This is a genomic window from Arthrobacter sp. UYEF3, assembly GCF_040546245.1.
Classification (GTDB): Bacteria; Actinomycetota; Actinomycetes; order Actinomycetales; family Micrococcaceae; genus Arthrobacter.
Genome location: NZ_JBEPNK010000008.1, coordinates 20,865 through 37,996, shown reverse-complemented (window position 1 = coordinate 37,996; position 17,132 = coordinate 20,865). Strand labels below are relative to the sequence as shown.

Genomic DNA, 17,132 nt, shown 5'->3' with positions numbered 1-17,132 from the left:
TAACCTCTTCCCCAAGAAGACCGAGGGCACCGGGCTGGTGCTACGCAATCTTTCGAGGCTTATTCACGATGATTCGGACTACGGTGGTGGGTTCTTCGAGAAGGTCCTCGCCGACCACCACCACGGATGTCTCCACACCACCAAGTTTGCGGATCACCTTGGCCGCTTTTTCCATTTCCTCGCCGGCGCTCCGCCCCTTGATGGCGACCACCTCGCCCTTGCCGGCGAGCAGTGGAATGGTCAGTCCGGCCAGGTTCGAGAGTGCTGAAACCGCACGGGCAGTGACGACGTCGGCCGTGACCAGTCCCACGGCCAGCTCGGCCCGGGTCCGCATCACTGTCACATTTTCCAACCCGAGGTCATCGACCACTTCCTGCAGCCAGATCACCCGCCGCTCAAGTGGTTCGATCAGGGTAAGCTCCAGGTCCGGCCGCGCGATGGCGAGGCAGAGTCCCGGCAGCCCGGCACCGCTTCCAACGTCGGCAACGTGACTTCCGCGGGCAATCTCACGTTCGATCACAGCACAGTTGAGGACGTGCCGACTCCACAGCCGGGGCACTTCGCGGGGTCCTATCAGGCCCCGCTCAGTGCCGGACGTGGCCAAGTGCTGGACGTAGCGCTTGGCCAGTTCCAGCCGGTCACCAAAGATAGATTCGGCGGCCTTCAGTTCGGCCGCGGTAATTTCCACCATCAAGCTACTCCGAGGATTCAGTCTGCGGAGACAACGATGTGCCGGTCGGCACCTTCGCCCTCGGACTCGCTGACAAAACCAAGGTCGGCGACGGTGTCATGCACAATCTTGCGTTCGTAGGCACTCATCGGCGCGAGGGCGACGGGCTGGCCCGTTTCCTTGACCGCCGCAATGGCATCTTCGGCGATCTGGTGCAGGTCACCGGCACGGTCCGCACGGTAGCCGTTAATATCCAGCACCAGGCGCGAGCGGTTCTCCGTGGCGGAGAGCACCGCAAGACGGGTCAGTTCCTGGAGCGCTTCAAGCACTTCTCCGTCGTTGCCAACCAGACTTTCCAGGCCGGTGCCCTCCTCCTCGGCGACGATGGAGATGTAAGTACGGCCGTTGCGGACCTCAATGTCAATGTCGCCATCGATGTCGGCGATGTCCAGGAGCTCCTCGAGGTAGTCTGCGGCGACGTCGCCCTCTTCCTCCAGGCGGCTCGCCGAGGCACCCTTCCCGGAACTCAGGCTTTCGTCTTCGGAGTCGTTCCGGCCCGCGGCGGATCCGTCTTCCGGAACCTCATTCTGCAGTCGATCCTGGATTTCGTCCTGCACAAGTGCATCGGCGGAAATAGCGTGTTCGGTGCTCTCGGCAGACATTATTTCCTCTTCCTGTTCTTGCGCTGGGGCTGGACGCGCTGGATCTTCATGGCGACGGCGGCGGCGGCAGCTTCTTCAGCCTCGGCGTCGTCGGCCTTCTTGGCACCAATCAGCGGCAGGGCCGGCAGCCCCCTGGCAGCTCGGCGCTCGGCAAGGGCCTTGGCGGCGGGGGACCCGGGCGTCGGCATGCGGCGAATCACGAAGAACTGCTGGCCCATGGTCCAGAGGTTGGTGGTGGTCCAGTAGATGAGCACACCGATGGGGAAGTTGATACCGCCGACACCAAAGACCAGCGGCAGGATATACAGCATCATCTTCTGCTGGCGCATGAAGGGGCTCGCCAGGGCCTCTTCGGACATGTTCTTAGCCATGATCTGCTTCTGCGTGATGAACTGTGAGGCGGTCATCGCGAGAATCATGACGATCGAGAGGATCCACACCGCCGTCTGGTTGCCGCCGCCGCCATGGAGCAGCGACGCCGACAGAGGGGCACCAAAAATGGTGGACTCGTCGAACTGCACTACCTGGTCGTGGCTCATGGCGCCGATGCCCTGGCCGCTGGTGGCTGCAGCGGTAATACCCGAGAGCACTTGGAAGAGCGCAAAGAAGAACGGCATCTGGATCAGCATGGGCAGGCAGGCCGAAAACGGATTGGTGCCGTGCTTCTTGTACAGCGCCATCTGTTCCTGCGCCATGGCTTGGCGGGACAGCTGGTCAGTCTTGCCCTTGTATTTGTTCTGCATCTTCTTCAGGTCAGGCTGCAGCAGCTGCATGCCGCGCTGGGCCTTGATCTGCTTGACGAAGACGGGAATCAGGGCGGCGCGGATGACCAGTACGAGCCCAATGATGGAAAAGGTCCAGGTCCAGCCGCTGGCCGTCGGCATGCCGATGGTGCTGAGTCCGTCATGGAAGCCCACCATGATGGCTGAGACCAGCCATTTGAACGGGGCCAAGATTGTTCCAAAGATGTCCATACGATATCCCTATTCGTTAGGCCGCACTGCGGCCTTCTCCATCAGTCTGACCAGCCAGGTACTTGTCCGGATTGTTCAGCACAACAATTGTGGGGGTATGGTCGGCCGGCCATACCCGATGCCCGGCGGGGACGTGGTCCACACCGCCGGCATTCCAGGGATGGCAGCGCAACAGACGCCGTACCGCCAGCCAGCATCCCTTCACCGCGCCGTGCACCGTGATCGCCTCAAGGGCGTAGGCCGAGCAGCTGGGAAAGAAGCGGCAAACCTGTCCATACAATGGCGAGATCACCTTGCGGTACGTGAGTAGGAGCAGAATGAGGATATTGCGTGGCAGGTTCCAGAGTGCCCGGCCCAGCCAGACTGCGGCGGCTCTAAGACGAGATCCACGAACAGGGACGACGGCGGCAGTTGAGTTACGCACGCGGGGTCCCTTCCTGTGTTGTCTCGTAAGAAACTGTAGAAGCGGCCTGTGGAAGGCGGCTGCCCAAGCGTTTCAGATTCGATTCCAAAGCGGCGTCGTAGTCGCTCAGCAGATCATCCCAACCGGCGGCTGCCGAGGCGGGCAGTGCCCGCACCACGATAGCGAACCCGCTGGGATAGTTCTGCAGCGACAAGGCGCCAGCTTCTCTTAGTCTCCTCTTAACGAGGTTCCTGACAACAGCGTTCCCAACACTCTTGGAAACGATGAAACCGATCCGGCTTGGTTCACCGACAGCGAGAGCTGCCGTATATAACACTAAGTTCCGGCGTCCATTGCGGACGCCGGAACGTACAGTTGTTGAAAAATCGGTTGGGGTCCTTAGGCGGTTCCGGGTGGCTAGCACCGTTCAACTCGCATAGGGATGGTGACCGACGAGTCCGTTATTTAGGCCGACAGCTCGGTGCGGCCCTTGCCACGACGGGCTGCCAGGATGGCACGGCCGGCACGGGTACGCATACGAAGGCGGAAGCCGTGCTTCTTGGCTCGACGGCGGTTATTCGGCTGAAAAGTCCGCTTGCTCACGTTAGTTACTCCAGTGGATCAAAGGTGCGCCCACCCGATCAAAAAAAGGGGAAGAACTGGCCGACGCTAAATGTTTGTATGTGCCGCCTCCCTCGACTCGCAAGACGCAGGCGTCGGGAGAGATTCAATGAGGCAAAAAGCGTACACAAAGGACTACACAACGTTAGGGGAAAAACGCCCCCGGAGTCAAACCGGGAGCTGCTTCGGCGTCTATCCCCAGCTGTGGTTAACCCGCTCACCTGCCTGTGGATGAAGTGCGTCACTCACCTCAGTTTCGAACTACACCAGTGTGATTATCCACAGGGCTGATCCCAGCTATCTTCTGGGCTTTTCATCCCCTAGAGTGTCCCAGTAGCCGATTATCCACGGACTGTGTACAACCCTGTGGATTAAACCGAGGCCAGCACCCTGGTTCAGGCTGGTGGGCTGCAGGAAATGCAGGCAAGCAAGGTTTGAGGAACTGATTGATGACGGTAGACGAAGCCAACCACGCGAACACCCTCGGAAGTTCCTGGCGGCGTGTTGTCAGCCTTCTGGAGAATGATCACCGGGTTACACCCCGGCAGCGCGGCTTCGTAATCCTCGCCCAGGCCCAGGGCCTGATCGGTTCGACCTTGCTGGTGGCCGTACCCAATGAGCTCACCCGGGAGGTCCTCCAAACCCAGGTCAAAGAAGCCCTGGACGACGCCCTGCGGGATGTCTTTTCCGACGAAATCCGCTGCGCCATCGACGTCGACACCGAGTTGGTTCCGCTGCACGTCGAGCCGGAACCGGCCGCGGAACTGTCTCTGGCCGCCGATCCCATGGTGGAACTGCGGCCGCAGCCGATGCTGCCGAGTACTTCCCATGAGTTCGGCCGCCTCAACCCGAAGTACGTGTTCGACACCTTCGTGATTGGTTCCTCCAACCGCTTTGCGCACGCGGCCGCCGTCGCCGTCGCCGAGGCGCCGGCGAAGGCGTACAACCCACTGTTTATCTATGGTGACTCCGGGCTGGGCAAGACCCACCTGTTGCACGCGATCGGCCACTACGCCCGCCGGCTCTACAGCGGCATCCGGGTCCGCTACGTCAATTCCGAGGAATTCACCAACGACTTCATCAACTCGATCCGCGACGACGAGGGCACCAGCTTCAAGACCACCTACCGCAACGTTGACGTCCTGCTGATCGATGACATCCAGTTCCTGGCCGGCAAGGACCGGACGCTGGAGGAGTTCTTCCATACCTTCAATGCCCTTCACAACAACAACAAGCAGGTCGTCATCACCTCCGACCAGCCGCCCAAGCTGCTCGCCGGCTTCGAGGACCGCATGAAGTCGCGGTTCGAGTGGGGCCTGCTGACCGATATCCAGCCGCCGGAACTGGAAACCCGGATTGCAATCCTTCGCAAGAAGGCCCTCAGCGAAGGACTGTCCGCTCCCGACGACGCCCTCGAATATATCGCTTCCAAAATCTCGAGCAATATCCGCGAACTTGAAGGCGCCCTGATCCGAGTCACCGCGTTCGCAAGCCTGAACCGGCAGCCCGTGGATGTAGCCCTGGCCGAAATGGTACTCAAGGACCTGATCACGGACGACGGCGCCCAGGAAATTACCTCCGCGCAGATCCTCACTCAGACAGCGGACTACTTCAAGCTCAGCATGGAAGAGCTCTGTAGCAAGTCCCGCACCCGAACCCTGGTCACCGCCCGGCAGATCGCGATGTACCTGTGCCGCGAGCTGACCGACATGTCCCTCCCCAAAATTGGGCAGGAACTCGGCGGCCGCGACCATACCACCGTGATCCACGCCGACCGGAAGATTCGAGAACTGATGGCCGAGCGCCGCGTGATCTACAACCAGGTGACGGAACTGACCAACCGGATCAAGCAGCAGCAGCGCAATTCCTGACTGGCCGCGCCGCGCACTCTTACCTTATTAACAGGGGGCTGTGGACAACCCTGTGGATAGTTAAGGGGACAACCGCGGTTAATGGGCTTAAAACCCTTAAGGCGCCTGTGGATCGGCGGATCGGCCAAAAATGTTGTCCCCATCCACAGCCTGTTTAAAACCGCTTCACCCACAGTCCATGAACAGGGCTTAACCCCGGAACCACACGGCCAGACGGAGTTATCCACAGTTTCCACAGGAGTTATTAACACTACTAATCCCAAGAAAATGAAATTCCTCAAACAACAGTTTCTGTTCCTCCCGCCGCCGGCCAACTTTGGCCGTGCCGAACCACCGCCGGGAGGCCTGGCCGAGAACCACACTGGTGTAACCCGGGGATGGGAGAACGCCGTTCTTGGGGCTAAGCTGTCTGCAGTGCGTCCGTTCCGGAGACTCCCTTGGGATTTGCACCCCGCATCGGGAGGCAGTGGGAAGGCTCCCGGGATTCCTGCACTCACCTTTGGGCGAATCCGGCACGACCCCCGGACCCGCCGTGGTCCAGTGATTTTTTAGCGATCTCAGCAGCAATGAAAGGCGGCACCCCTCCGTGAAGTTCAGAGTCGAACGGGACGTCCTGGCCGAAGCCGTGACCTGGACCGCCCGGTCGTTGTCTCCGCGGCCGCCCGTTCCAGTCCTGTCCGGCCTGCTCCTCAAGGCCGAGGCCGGTACAGTCAGCTTGTCGAGCTTCGACTACGAGACCTCGGCCCGCCTTGAGATTCCGGCCGACATCGCCACCGAAGGCACCATCCTGGTTTCCGGACGCCTGCTGGCCGACATTTGCCGCAGCCTGCCCTCCGCGCCGGTCGACATCGAAACCGATGGCAACAAAGTCACGCTCAGCTGCCGTCGAAGCAGCTTCCACCTGGCCACCATGCCGGAGGCCGAGTATCCGCCGCTGCCTGCTTTGCCCCCGATCAGCGGCACGGTGCCGGGTGACTCATTTGCCCAGGCCGTTTCCCAGGTGATCATCGCAGCCAGCAAGGACGACACGCTGCCAATCCTCACCGGTGTGCGCATGGAAATCGAAGACGACCTCATCACCCTGCTGGCCACCGACCGCTACCGGCTGGCCATGCGCGAAGTACCTTGGAAGCCGGCAACACCGGGTATTTCAACGAGCGCCCTGGTAAAGGCCAAGACCCTTAATGAAGTTGCCAAGACCCTCGGCGGCAGCGGCGACATCAACCTGGCCCTCGCCGACGACGACAGCCGGCTGATCGGGTTTGAGAGCGGCGGCCGCACCACGACGTCACTCCTGGTTGACGGTGACTACCCCAAGATCCGCTCGCTTTTCCCGGATTCCACCCCTATCCACGCCGCCGTTCAGACCCAGGAACTGGTCGAAGCAGTCCGCCGCGTCTCGCTCGTGGCCGAACGCAACACCCCAGTGCGGCTTGCGTTCACCCAGGGACAGCTGCACCTCGACGCTGGAACCGGAGAGGATGCACAGGCATCCGAAGAACTCGAGGCCCAGCTGACCGGTGAGGACATAACAGTTGCCTTCAACCCGCACTACCTCATCGAGGGCCTGAGCGTCATCGAGACGAAGTTCGTCAGGTTTTCCTTCACCACCGCCCCGAAGCCGGCGATGATCACCGCGCAGCAGGACGCCGACGGTGACGACCAGGACGATTACCGCTACCTGGTCATGCCGGTCCGCCTGCCCAACTAATTCGCAGACGTTGTCGTTCTGAGTCCTCAAAGCGACAACTAATGCGGGTCAGTTGACTCGCGCCGCACCAACCCGAACCACCAGCGCAGAAAAGAGTTCATACCGTGCACATCGGACTGATCGGCCTTGGCAAAATGGGATTCAACATGCGCGAACGGCTGCGCAAAGCTGGAATCCAGGTCACGGGATTTGATCGCAACCCGGATGTCACCGACGTCACCAGCGTTGAGGAGCTGATCGCCGCCGTGCCGGCGCCGCGGCTGATCTGGGTCATGGTCCCGGCTGGCGCTATCACCGGCGCCGTGATTACCGAACTCGGCAATAAGCTCGACGCCGGCGACCTAGTGATCGACGGCGGTAACTCCCGATTCACCGATGACCAGAAGCATGCTGCGGCACTGGCCGAAAAAGGTATCCGCTTCGCCGACTGCGGCGTTTCCGGCGGCGTCTGGGGCCTGCAGAACGGCTACGGCCTGATGGCAGGCGGCGAGCCGGGCGACATCGAGCGGGCGCTCCCGGTCTTTGATGCACTCCGGCCCGAAGGTGACCGCGCCGACAGCTTTGTCCACGTGGGCGGCGCGGGCGCGGGACACTACGCCAAAATGGTGCACAACGGCATAGAATACGGCCTGATGCAGGCTTACGCGGAGGGCTACGAACTCCTCGCCGCAAAGGACATCGTGAACGACCTGCCGGGCACCTTCCGGGCCTGGCAGAAGGGAACGGTAGTCCGCTCCTGGCTGCTGGACCTCATGGTCAAGGCCCTGGATGAGGATCCGGGGCTGGAATCGATCGACGACTACGTCGAGGATTCCGGCGAAGGGCGCTGGACAGTTGAGGAAGCCATCGCCAACGCGGTGCCGGCCCCGGCCATCACCGCCGCGTTGTTCGCGCGCTTCTCTTCCCGTGAAGACAGTTCACCGGCCATGAAGATGGTCTCAGCGCTGCGTCACCAGTTCGGCGGCCACGCCACCCGGCCGGCCAAGTAGTCGCTGGAATCCTGAAACCGGCGTGTACCTAGAACAACTTTCACTGACAGATTTCCGCAGTTACGCCCAGGTGGATCTCGGCCTGGAACCGGGCGTCACCGTGCTGCTGGGATCCAACGGCATCGGCAAGACCAACCTGATGGAAGCGATCGGCTACCTCGCCACGCTCAGTTCGCACCGGGTCAGTTCGGATGCGCCGCTGCTGCGCTTCGGCACCGAGCAGGCAATGATCCGGGCCAAGCTGGTTCGCGGAGTCCAGTCCACCGTGCTGGAGGTGGAAATCAACGGCAGCCGCCCGAACCGTGCCCGTATCAACCGCAGCAACCCGGTCCGGGCGAGGGATATCCTGGGCATCTGCCAGATGGTGCTCTTCGCCCCCGAAGACCTCGCCCTGGTCAAAGGCGATCCGTCCAACCGGCGCCGCTTCCTGGATGAACTGCTCGTCAGCCTGGTACCCCGTCATGCCGCCACCCGCAGCGACTACGACCGGGTCCTCAAACAACGCAATGCGCTGTTGAAATCCGGTCGCGCCGGCAAGTTCACCGCCGGTCATGAGGCGACCCTCGACGTGTGGGACCAGCACATGGCCGGGGCAGGTGCGGCGCTCCTGCACGCCAGGCTTGAACTGGTGGAACGGCTGCTGCCGCATCTGCAGATGGCTTACAGCCAGCTGACGGATGGGTCCAAAGACGCCGGCGCGGTGTACCGCTCCAGCCTGCAGGGCGTGCTCGACGACGACGGGCAAACAGCCGGCGGCGGAGCCGCTGGTGGTGGGTCGGCGGGCACACAGGCAGAGGAGCTCGAAAACCTGCGCATGCTGAGTGTGCCTGAGCTGACCGACCGCTACGTCAGGGCCTTCGCGGCGTCGCGGCGCAAGGAGCTGGAACGGGGCGTCTCCCTGGTGGGTCCGCACCGAGACGAATTGGACCTGGTGCTCGGACCGGCCCCGGCCAAGGGCTATGCCTCGCACGGCGAAACCTGGTCCATGTGCCTGGCCCTGCGCCTGGCCTCTTACTACGTGATGCTGGACGATGCGCGGACCGGTGGATCCGCGCCGATCCTGATCCTGGACGATGTGTTTGCCGAGCTGGACGTCCAGCGGCGGCGTAAACTGGCGGCAATAGTTTCCGGCGCGGAGCAGGTACTGGTGACCGCCGCCGTCGAGGACGACATCCCGGTTGAACTGACCGGACGGCGGGTGAAAGTCATTCCGGGAGGAATCGATGAGCCGGACACGCGATGAATAGGGATACCGACGGCGGCCTGCAACCGGGCCGTGACCCCGACGACATCGACGCCGCGCAGGCGGCACTGAACCGGATGCGTGACGCCGCGGCCGCACGCGGCGAAATTCGCCGTAAAGCGCCGCCTCGTCCCGGCAGCGCCAGCCAAAAGCCTGGCCGCGGTGTCCGTACCCGCGGTTTCAGCCACTTCCACGGCAACGGCCGGGACCCGCTGGGGCTTGGCAAAGTGGTGGGACGGCTGGTGGCCGAGCGCGGCTGGAGTTCCCCGGTGGCGGTCGGCTCCGTTATGGCCCAGTGGCCCGCCCTCGTCGGGCCGGAAATTTCGGCGCACTGCACTCCTGAGAGCTTTACCGACACCACCTTGCATGTTCGCTGCGATTCGACGGCGTGGGCCACCCAGTTGCGCCTGCTGAGCCTGAGCCTGCTGGACAAATTTCGGGTTGAACTAGGCGATGGCGTAGTGACGAGCATCCAGGTGCTTGGTCCTGCGGCACCAAGCTGGCGCAAGGGCCTGCGGACGGTGAACGGCCGCGGCCCCCGGGACACCTACGGGTAGTACCGGAGCCTAGGCAGCCACGCGATGTGAAGCACTTCTTCCAAAACCATTGAAAAAACCGCAAGCGCCGTGTAGGGCGCTCTGAGCCCCCGGATCCGTATAGGAACCCAGCCGGAGCACCCCTGGAGCCTTGGAGGCGGAGCCAATGGCCTCCCAGCGGCACTTTGCCTGCCGTTTGGGGCTCCAAAATGCGGGTTTCCGTTGTATAACACGGTAGAATCGGGATAGATAACTGGGCGCCGGTGAAACGTCGACTGAGTCTGTTTCCGACGCGATTTTTCTGTGCGGAGATCGGCTCTCTCGAGTGATGCTGCCGGTGCCATCAGTGACGTGCCTGTTGGCGGTAACCGTTCTCCTTCGGATACGGCGACGGCCGGCCTTCAACGAACGCAGAGGAGTCGAAAGCGCCTGTGGCTAACGACAATACAGATTTCCCGGCAGTAGAACCACCAGCAGTAGACCTAACGGCAGTAGACCCAACAGCGGCGGATGACGCGGCGGACACCCCCGCGGACCAGACGGTGACCCACGAATATGGTGCCAGCGACATCACGGTGCTCGAGGGCTTGGAAGCTGTCCGGAAACGCCCGGGTATGTACATCGGCTCCACCGGCCCCCGCGGCCTGCACCACCTGGTCTACGAAGTTGTTGACAACTCGGTAGATGAGGCGCTGGCGGGCTACTGCACGCATATCGAGATCGTTCTCCAGGCTGACGGCGGAGTTAAGGTCGTCGACGACGGTCGCGGCATCCCGGTGGACATGCATCCCACCGAGCACAAGCCGACGGTGGAAGTGGTCATGACCATCCTGCACGCCGGCGGGAAGTTCGGCGGCGGTGGCTACGCAGTCTCCGGCGGCCTGCACGGCGTCGGCATTTCCGTGGTGAATGCACTTTCCAGCCGCGTCGACACCGAGGTGCGCCGTCAGGGCCACGTCTGGCGGATGTCGTTTGCCGACGGCGGCAAGCCGCAGGGCGGCCTGGTCATGGGCGAAGAAGCCGACGCGACCGGCACCACCCAGACGTTCTATCCGGATGCGACCATTTTTGATTCCACGGAATTTGATTTCGAGACCCTGCGGGCCCGCTTCCAGCAGATGGCATTCCTGAACAAGGGCCTGCGGATCACGCTGACCGACGAGCGCCGCGCCGCGGTCGAACCTTCCGAGGACGCGGACCTGGACCTCGACGCCGTCGTGACCGAGGGAGAAGTGCCTGCGGACTTCCATACGGTGGTGTACCAGTACGATGACGGCCTGCTGGACTACGTGAAGCACCTGAACTCGGGCAAGAAGGTGGAGGTGGTCCACGAGGACGTCATCGCCTTCGAAACCGAAGACAAGGAACGGCACATCGCCCTGGAAATGGCGATGCAGTGGACCAACGCGTACTCGGAGAGCGTCCACACCTACGCCAACACCATCAACACCCACGAAGGCGGAACCCACGAAGAAGGGTTCCGCGCAGCAATGACCTCGCTCATCAACCGCTACGCGCGGGAGAAGAGCATCATCAAGGAAAAAGACGACAACCTCACCGGCGACGACATCCGGGAAGGCCTGACCGCCGTCATTTCGGTCAAGCTCGCGGAACCGCAGTTCGAAGGCCAGACCAAGACCAAACTCGGTAACTCCGAGGTCAAGGGTTTTGTCCAGCGGGTGGTTACCGACGGTCTCGGCGACTGGCTGGAGCGTAACCCGGGGCCGGCCCGGGACGTCATCCGCAAGGCCATCTCCGCCGCACAGGCGCGCATGGCGGCCCGAAAGGCCCGCGATAACGCGCGGCGCAAGAGCCCGCTCGAATCCTTCGGCATGCCCGGCAAACTTTCGGACTGCTCCTCCAAAGATCCGCAGAAGTGCGAGGTCTACATCGTGGAGGGCGACTCGGCCGGTGGTTCGGCCAAGCGCGGGCGCAATCCCGAGACCCAGGCGATCCTGCCGCTGCGCGGCAAGATCCTGAACGTGGAACGCGCCCGGCTGGACAAGGCGCTGGGCAATGCGGAGGTTCAGTCAATGATCACGGCGTTCGGCACCGGCATTGGCGAGGACTTCGACATGTCTAAGCTCCGGTACCACAAGATCGTCCTGATGGCAGATGCGGACGTCGACGGCCAGCACATCACCACGCTGCTGATGACGCTGCTGTTCCGCTACATGCGGCCGCTGATTGAGAACGGCTACGTCTACCTCGCGCAGCCGCCGCTCTACCGGATCAAATGGTCCAACGCCCCCCACGACTACGTCTACAGCGACCGGGAACGCGACGCGAAGCTCGTGTCGGGCCAGGCGGCCGGGCGCCGTATCCCCAAAGACAACGGCATTCAGCGCTATAAGGGTCTGGGCGAAATGGACTACACCGAACTGTGGGACACCACCATGGACCCGGACCACCGCACCTTGCTGCAGGTCACCATGGACGACGCCCTGGCCGCGGACCAGGTCTTCTCAACCCTGATGGGTGAAGACGTTGAATCCCGCCGAAACTTCATTCAGCAAAACGCCAAGGACGTCCGGTTCCTCGATATCTAAGGCTTTGCGCCTAATATTCTCGAACCGGTATATACCTGAAACGGAAAATAGACTATGAGTGACGAAACACCCGAAGTTCCCGCCGAATCCGGTGCGGAACCCGTGCTCGAAGGCAACGTTCTTGACACCGATGTGCTGACCGACCGCGTCGAGCAGGTCGACCTGCAGACCGAGATGCAGCGGTCTTATCTCGATTATGCGATGGCCGTGATTGTGGGCAGGGCCCTCCCGGATGTCCGCGACGGGCTGAAGCCGGTCCACCGCCGCGTGATCTACGCGATGTTCGACGGAGGCTACCGCCCGGAACGGTCCTTCAACAAGTGTGCGCGCGTGGTCGGCGAGGTCATGGGCCAGTACCACCCGCACGGCGATACTGCCATTTACGATGCCCTGGTCCGGCTCATCCAGGACTGGACCATGCGCTACCCACTGGCGCTGGGGCAGGGCAACTTCGGCTCACCCGGTAACGACGGGGCAGCCGCACCGCGGTACACCGAAACCAAGATGGCGCAACTGGCTATGGAAATGGTCCGGGATATCGACGAGGAAACCGTCGACTTCCAGGACAATTACGACGGCAAGAACCAGGAACCCACCATCCTGCCGGCGCGGTTCCCAAACCTGCTGGTGAACGGCTCCTCGGGTATCGCCGTCGGCATGGCCACCAACATCCCGCCGCATAACCTCCGCGAGGTGGCCGACGGGGTCCAGTGGTATCTGGCAAACCCCACCGCCAGCCGCGAGGAATTGCTCGAAGAGTTGATCGTACGCATCAAGGGGCCCGACTTCCCGACCGGCGCCACGATCCTGGGCCGCAAGGGGATCGAGGACGCTTACCGCACTGGCCGCGGCTCCATCACCATGCGCGCCGTGGTCAACGTCGAGGAACTCCAGGGCCGGACCTGCCTGGTAGTCACTGAACTGCCGTATCAGGCTAACCCGGACAACCTGGCCATCAAGATTGCCGAGCTCGTCAAGGACGGGCGCATCTCGGGGATCGCCGATCTCCGCGACGAGACCTCAGGCCGCACCGGCCAGCGGCTGGTGATCGTGCTCAAGCGCGATGCCGTCGCGAAGGTGGTGCTGAATAACCTTTACAAGCACACCCAGCTGCAGGACAACTTCCCTGCCAACATGCTGGCCATCGTCGACGGCGTGCCCCGCACGCTGAGCCTTGATGCCTTCATCCGGCACTGGGTCACGCACCAGATGGATGTCATCGCACGTCGCACCCGCTACCGTCTGCGCAGAGCGGAGGAGGAAGCCCACATCCTGCGTGCCCTCCTCAAAGCGCTGGATGCACTTGACGAGGTCATCGCATTGATCCGCGCCTCCAACACCACCGAGGCGGCGCGCGAGGGCCTGATGGGGCTGCTCGAGATCGACGAACAGCAGGCCAAGGCGATCCTGGACATGCAGTTGCGCCGGCTGGCTGCCCTGGAACGCCAAAAGATCCAGGACCGCCGCGACGAACTCGAAGCCCTGATCGCCGAGTACAGCTCGATCCTGGCGTCCGAACAGCGTCAGCGCGACATCATCAGCACCGAACTTGCTGAAATCGTGGCCAAACACGGCGACGACCGCAGGACCAAGGTTCTGATGGGCTACGACGGGGACATGTCGATCGAAGACCTGATCCCCGAAGAGGAAATGGTCGTCACCATCACCCGCGGAGGCTACGTCAAACGCACCCGCAGCGACAACTACCGTTCCCAGCAACGCGGCGGCAAGGGCATCAAGGGCGCCCAGTTGCGGGGCGACGACGTCGTGGAGCATTTCTTCGTAACCACCACACATCACTGGCTGCTGTTCTTCACTAACCTGGGCCGCGTCTACCGCGCCAAGGCGTACGAGCTGGTCGAAGCTGCACGCGACGCCAAGGGTCAGCACGTCGCGAATCTGTTGGCGTTCCAGCCGGATGAGCACATCGCCCAGGTACTGGATCTGCGGGATTACCAGCACGCCCCCTACCTGGTGCTTGCCACCAAGCGCGGTCTGGTCAAGAAGACCCGTCTCGAAGACTACGACACCAATCGGTCCGCCGGGGTAATCGCCATCAACCTGCGTGACGGCGATGAGCTCGTCTCGGCGCAGCTGGTGTCCGAGACGGATGACCTCATGTTGGTTTCCCGGAGGGGCCAGTCAATCCGCTTCACCGCCACGGACGAGGCCCTGCGCCCGATGGGCCGGGCAACCTCAGGCGTGACCGGGATGAAGTTCCGCGAGGACGACGAGCTGTTGGCGGCCGACGTGGTCACGGATGGGTCCTTTGTATTCATCGTGACCGAGGGCGGCTACGCGAAGCGCACCGCCGTCGAGGAGTACCGCCTGCAGGGCCGCGGCGGCCTCGGTATCAAAGTCGGCAAATACCAGGAGGAACGCGGCCACCTGGCCGGGGCGCTGGTCGTCCAGGAAGAAGACGAAGTCCTGGTAGTCATGGAGGGGGGCAAAGTGGTCCGCTCCGCTGTGAGCGGGGTTCCCGCCAAGGGCCGCGACACCATGGGTGTGATCTTCGCCAAGCCGGACAAGAACGACCGCATCATCGCCGTGGCCCGGAACAGTGAACGTGGCCTCGAGGGCGAAGAGTCAGCGGAGGAAAACGACGCTGAAACTCCGGCTCCGGAGCAGGATGACGTAACGTTGGCTGGAGCTAGCGGATCGCACGAGGGGTCTGCACAGACAGAATCAGTACCGGTCCCGGAGTCAGATGAGTCATCAGGCAATGCCGAACTGGACGAAGACAACACCGGAGGTAATGCGTGAGTAATTCCGACTCCTATCCCAAGTCGACCAGCGGCCCCGGCGGCACGCGGCAGCCGGCAGCGGCTCCCCGGGTGAACGCCCCGTCGCGGCCGCAGCAGCGGCCGGGCGTCGTCGGCTCCGGCCAGCGCCCGGCGGCCGCCGGCCAGCGTCCGGCCGGGACAGGCCAGCGGCCCCCTGCCCCCGGCCAGCGTCCTGCGCAGCCCGGCCTGGTCAAGCCTGCCCCGAAGGCCAAGGTCCGCCGCGCGCGCCTGCTGGTCAGCAAGGTGGAACCCTGGTCCGTGCTCAAGATGGCCTTCCTGCTCTCGGTGGCGCTCGGCATTGTCACCGTCGTCGCCGCGATCGTGCTCTGGACCGTCCTGGACCTGACCGGCATTTTTGACCAGGTCGACGGCCTGCTCGGTACCCTGGCGGGCACCGAAAGCGGCGGGTTCGAACTGAAAAAGGTTGCCTCCCTGGGCCAGGTCGCGTCCTTTGCGGTCATCATCGCGGTCATCAACGTGGTCCTGTTGACCGCCCTCTCGATGCTGTCGGCTGTGCTTTACAACATCGCAGCCACCCTCGTGGGCGGCATCGGCGTCACCCTCACGGACGACTAGGACCCGAACTTTTCCGCCGTAATCGCCGGGGAAATGCCTCGATTTGAGATCGGGCCGGGATGTGCTGTAAAGTCGTATCTCGGCCCGATGAGGCATCGGGGCGTATAGCTCAGGCGGTTAGAGCGCTTCGCTGATAACGAAGAGGTCCCAGGTTCAAGTCCTGGTACGCCCACGGAACCTGTACTGGTTCTTGTAAGGGTCCACGTGAAACGGGACCGGAACGGGGTGCGTGTGAAGAAGTTGCTGGTAGTCGCAGCCACGATCGCAGGCGTCTTGCTCTACAAGAAGGTGCAGGAATCCGAGGCCCGGAAGGCAGTCTGGAGCAAGTCGACCGACACGGTTGATTAGCCTAGGTCCCCGCCAAGGAAGCTGGAGACGGCTCACCGACGACGGGGTATGATTGACGGGTTGCTTCTTATGGGGGCATGGCGCAATTGGTAGCGCACCTGCTTTGCAAGCAGGGGGTTCGGGGTTCGAGTCCCCGTGCCTCCACCATAAGGAAAAGGTCCCGGCCAGCGTAAATGCTGGCCGGGACCTTTTGCGTAGTGCCCCTCCGGTTTCTCCGCAGTAGCGCCCGCTCCAGGGGCCCGGATGCCCCCGCCAGCACACTACTGTTGACTCGTGAACTTCTTCCTCGCCGCGCTCGGCGTGCTCGGCGTCGCCTCGTCCGGCCCCCTAATCGCAGCCACCCTGGGCGCGACCTCCGTCAGCGCCCTCGCGATCGCCTTCTGGCGCAACGCCATCGCTTCGGTCGTTATGGCCGGTCCCGTACTGGTCCGGGAACCGCGCCAGTTCGCCCGGGTCACGGCCGGCGAGTTCCGCTGGTCCCTCGCGGCTGCGGTCGCGCTGGCGCTGCACTTCGCCTGCTTTATCACCTCCCTGCAGCTGACCTCGGTGGCGGCCGCGACCGCCCTGGTCTGCCTGCAATCGGGCTGGATCGCCGTCTTCCAGCTCTTCCGCGGCGTCCGGCACGCCTGGCAGGTACTCGCCGGCCTTGGCCTCGCCTTCGGCGGTGTAGTGACCATTACCGGCTTTGACGTGGGCAGCTCACCGGAAGCCCTCATCGGCGATCTCCTGGCCGTCGCCGGGGGTGTGCTGGCTGGAATCTACACGCTGGCCGGCGGCAAGGCGCGGCAGACCATGGGAACCGGGGTCTACACCACTCTTTGCTATGGCATGTGCGCGGCTGTGGTGGCCGTGTTGGCCCTGGCTGCCGGGGCGCCGCTGGCCGGTTTTGATGTAACTGGCTGGCTGGGCATCCTGGCCATCACGGTATGCGCGCAACTGGTGGGCCACACTGCATTCAACCACCTGTTGGCTACTATGAGCCCGCTGATGGTCTCGATGATCATCCTGCTGGAAATTCCGGGAGCGGCACTGCTGGCGGCCGCGTTCCTGGGTGAGAAGTTGCCGGCCGGAACGTATGCCGGGCTGGGAATGATCCTGGTGGGACTCGCCGTCGTCGTGATGGGCCAGCGCCGCGCCCATGTGGCGCGGCGCGATGCCGCACTGCTCGCGGAGCTGGGGACAGACTGACGACGGCG

General features: G+C 63.0%; 15 protein-coding genes, 2 tRNA genes and 1 pseudogene. 12 read left to right on the top strand and 6 right to left on the bottom strand.

From position 1 onward, the window contains the following. Positions 1-40: 40 nt before the first annotated feature. Genes rsmG through rpmH form a run of 6 tightly spaced genes read right to left on the bottom strand, consistent with a single transcriptional unit; the run spans position 41 to position 3,312 of the window. The gene (rsmG, locus tag ABIB14_RS07825; protein ID WP_354235315.1) at positions 41-691 is read right to left on the bottom strand and encodes a 16S rRNA (guanine(527)-N(7))-methyltransferase RsmG; all 651 of its coding nucleotides are present in this window, start codon (positions 689-691) and stop codon (positions 41-43) included. Between the two features lie 17 nt (positions 692-708). After that, a complete protein-coding gene (locus ABIB14_RS07820; protein ID WP_354235314.1) occupies positions 709-1,332 on the bottom strand; it encodes a Jag family protein in 624 nt (207 codons plus the stop codon). Continuing rightward, the gene (gene yidC / locus ABIB14_RS07815; RefSeq protein ID WP_354235313.1) at positions 1,332-2,306 is read right to left on the bottom strand and encodes a membrane protein insertase YidC; all 975 of its coding nucleotides are present in this window, start codon (positions 2,304-2,306) and stop codon (positions 1,332-1,334) included. Before yidC ends, ABIB14_RS07820 begins: the two co-directional genes overlap by 1 nt. Before the next feature lie 16 nt (positions 2,307-2,322). Beyond that, on the bottom strand, positions 2,323-2,730 hold the full coding sequence (gene yidD, locus ABIB14_RS07810; protein ID WP_354235312.1) for a membrane protein insertion efficiency factor YidD: 408 nt from the start codon (positions 2,728-2,730) through the stop codon (positions 2,323-2,325). Further along, on the bottom strand, positions 2,723-3,133 hold the full coding sequence (gene rnpA / locus ABIB14_RS07805) for a ribonuclease P protein component (RefSeq protein ID WP_354235311.1): 411 nt from the start codon (positions 3,131-3,133) through the stop codon (positions 2,723-2,725). The genes yidD and rnpA overlap by 8 nt, the downstream gene beginning before the upstream one ends. Positions 3,134-3,174: 41 nt before the next feature. Beyond that, positions 3,175-3,312, bottom strand: a complete 138-nt coding sequence (gene rpmH / locus ABIB14_RS07800) for a 50S ribosomal protein L34 (protein WP_003800212.1) — start codon at positions 3,310-3,312, stop codon at positions 3,175-3,177. A 467-nt stretch (positions 3,313-3,779) separates the two neighbouring features. Here rpmH and dnaA point away from each other — a divergent pair, with 467 nt between their 5' ends. The 12 genes and pseudogenes from dnaA (at position 3,780) to ABIB14_RS07740 (ending at position 17,124) form a co-directional block, all read left to right on the top strand. Beyond that, on the top strand, positions 3,780-5,201 hold the full coding sequence (gene dnaA / locus ABIB14_RS07795) for a chromosomal replication initiator protein DnaA (protein ID WP_354235310.1): 1,422 nt from the start codon (positions 3,780-3,782) through the stop codon (positions 5,199-5,201). A gap of 586 nt (positions 5,202-5,787) precedes the next feature. After that, entirely contained in the window at positions 5,788-6,912 is a 1,125-nt protein-coding gene (gene dnaN / locus ABIB14_RS07790; RefSeq protein WP_354235309.1) for a DNA polymerase III subunit beta, read from the top strand. A 77-nt stretch (positions 6,913-6,989) separates the two neighbouring features. Beyond that, positions 6,990-7,901, top strand: a pseudogene (gnd, locus tag ABIB14_RS07785) (phosphogluconate dehydrogenase (NAD(+)-dependent, decarboxylating)); the annotation flags it as partial. Between the two features lie 22 nt (positions 7,902-7,923). Next, positions 7,924-9,144 carry a DNA replication/repair protein RecF gene (recF, locus tag ABIB14_RS07780; protein WP_354235308.1) on the top strand — a complete coding sequence of 407 codons (1,221 nt, stop codon included), beginning with the start codon at positions 7,924-7,926 and terminating at the stop codon, positions 9,142-9,144. Continuing rightward, positions 9,141-9,701, top strand: a complete 561-nt coding sequence (locus ABIB14_RS07775) for a DciA family protein (protein ID WP_354235307.1) — start codon at positions 9,141-9,143, stop codon at positions 9,699-9,701. The genes recF and ABIB14_RS07775 overlap by 4 nt, the downstream gene beginning before the upstream one ends. Before the next feature lie 410 nt (positions 9,702-10,111). Next, positions 10,112-12,229, top strand: a complete 2,118-nt coding sequence (gene gyrB, locus ABIB14_RS07770; protein WP_502909630.1) for a DNA topoisomerase (ATP-hydrolyzing) subunit B — start codon at positions 10,112-10,114, stop codon at positions 12,227-12,229. A 54-nt stretch (positions 12,230-12,283) separates the two neighbouring features. Further along, positions 12,284-14,992 (top strand): DNA gyrase subunit A, encoded by a 2,709-nt coding sequence (gene gyrA / locus ABIB14_RS07765; protein ID WP_354235306.1) that lies wholly within the window; start codon positions 12,284-12,286, stop codon positions 14,990-14,992. After that, a complete protein-coding gene (locus ABIB14_RS07760) occupies positions 14,989-15,588 on the top strand; it encodes a DUF3566 domain-containing protein (protein WP_354235305.1) in 600 nt (199 codons plus the stop codon). The genes gyrA and ABIB14_RS07760 overlap by 4 nt, the downstream gene beginning before the upstream one ends. A 98-nt stretch (positions 15,589-15,686) precedes the next feature. Continuing rightward, a tRNA-Ile gene (locus ABIB14_RS07755) sits at positions 15,687-15,760 on the top strand. Positions 15,761-15,792: 32 nt separating this feature from the next. Further along, a complete protein-coding gene (locus tag ABIB14_RS07750) occupies positions 15,793-15,936 on the top strand; it encodes a DLW-39 family protein (RefSeq protein WP_354235304.1) in 144 nt (47 codons plus the stop codon). A 71-nt stretch (positions 15,937-16,007) separates the two neighbouring features. After that, positions 16,008-16,083: transfer RNA gene (locus ABIB14_RS07745), tRNA-Ala, on the top strand. A 126-nt stretch (positions 16,084-16,209) separates the two neighbouring features. Continuing rightward, positions 16,210-17,124 carry a DMT family transporter gene (locus ABIB14_RS07740; protein WP_354235303.1) on the top strand — a complete coding sequence of 305 codons (915 nt, stop codon included), beginning with the start codon at positions 16,210-16,212 and terminating at the stop codon, positions 17,122-17,124. Positions 17,125-17,132 lie beyond the last annotated feature (8 nt).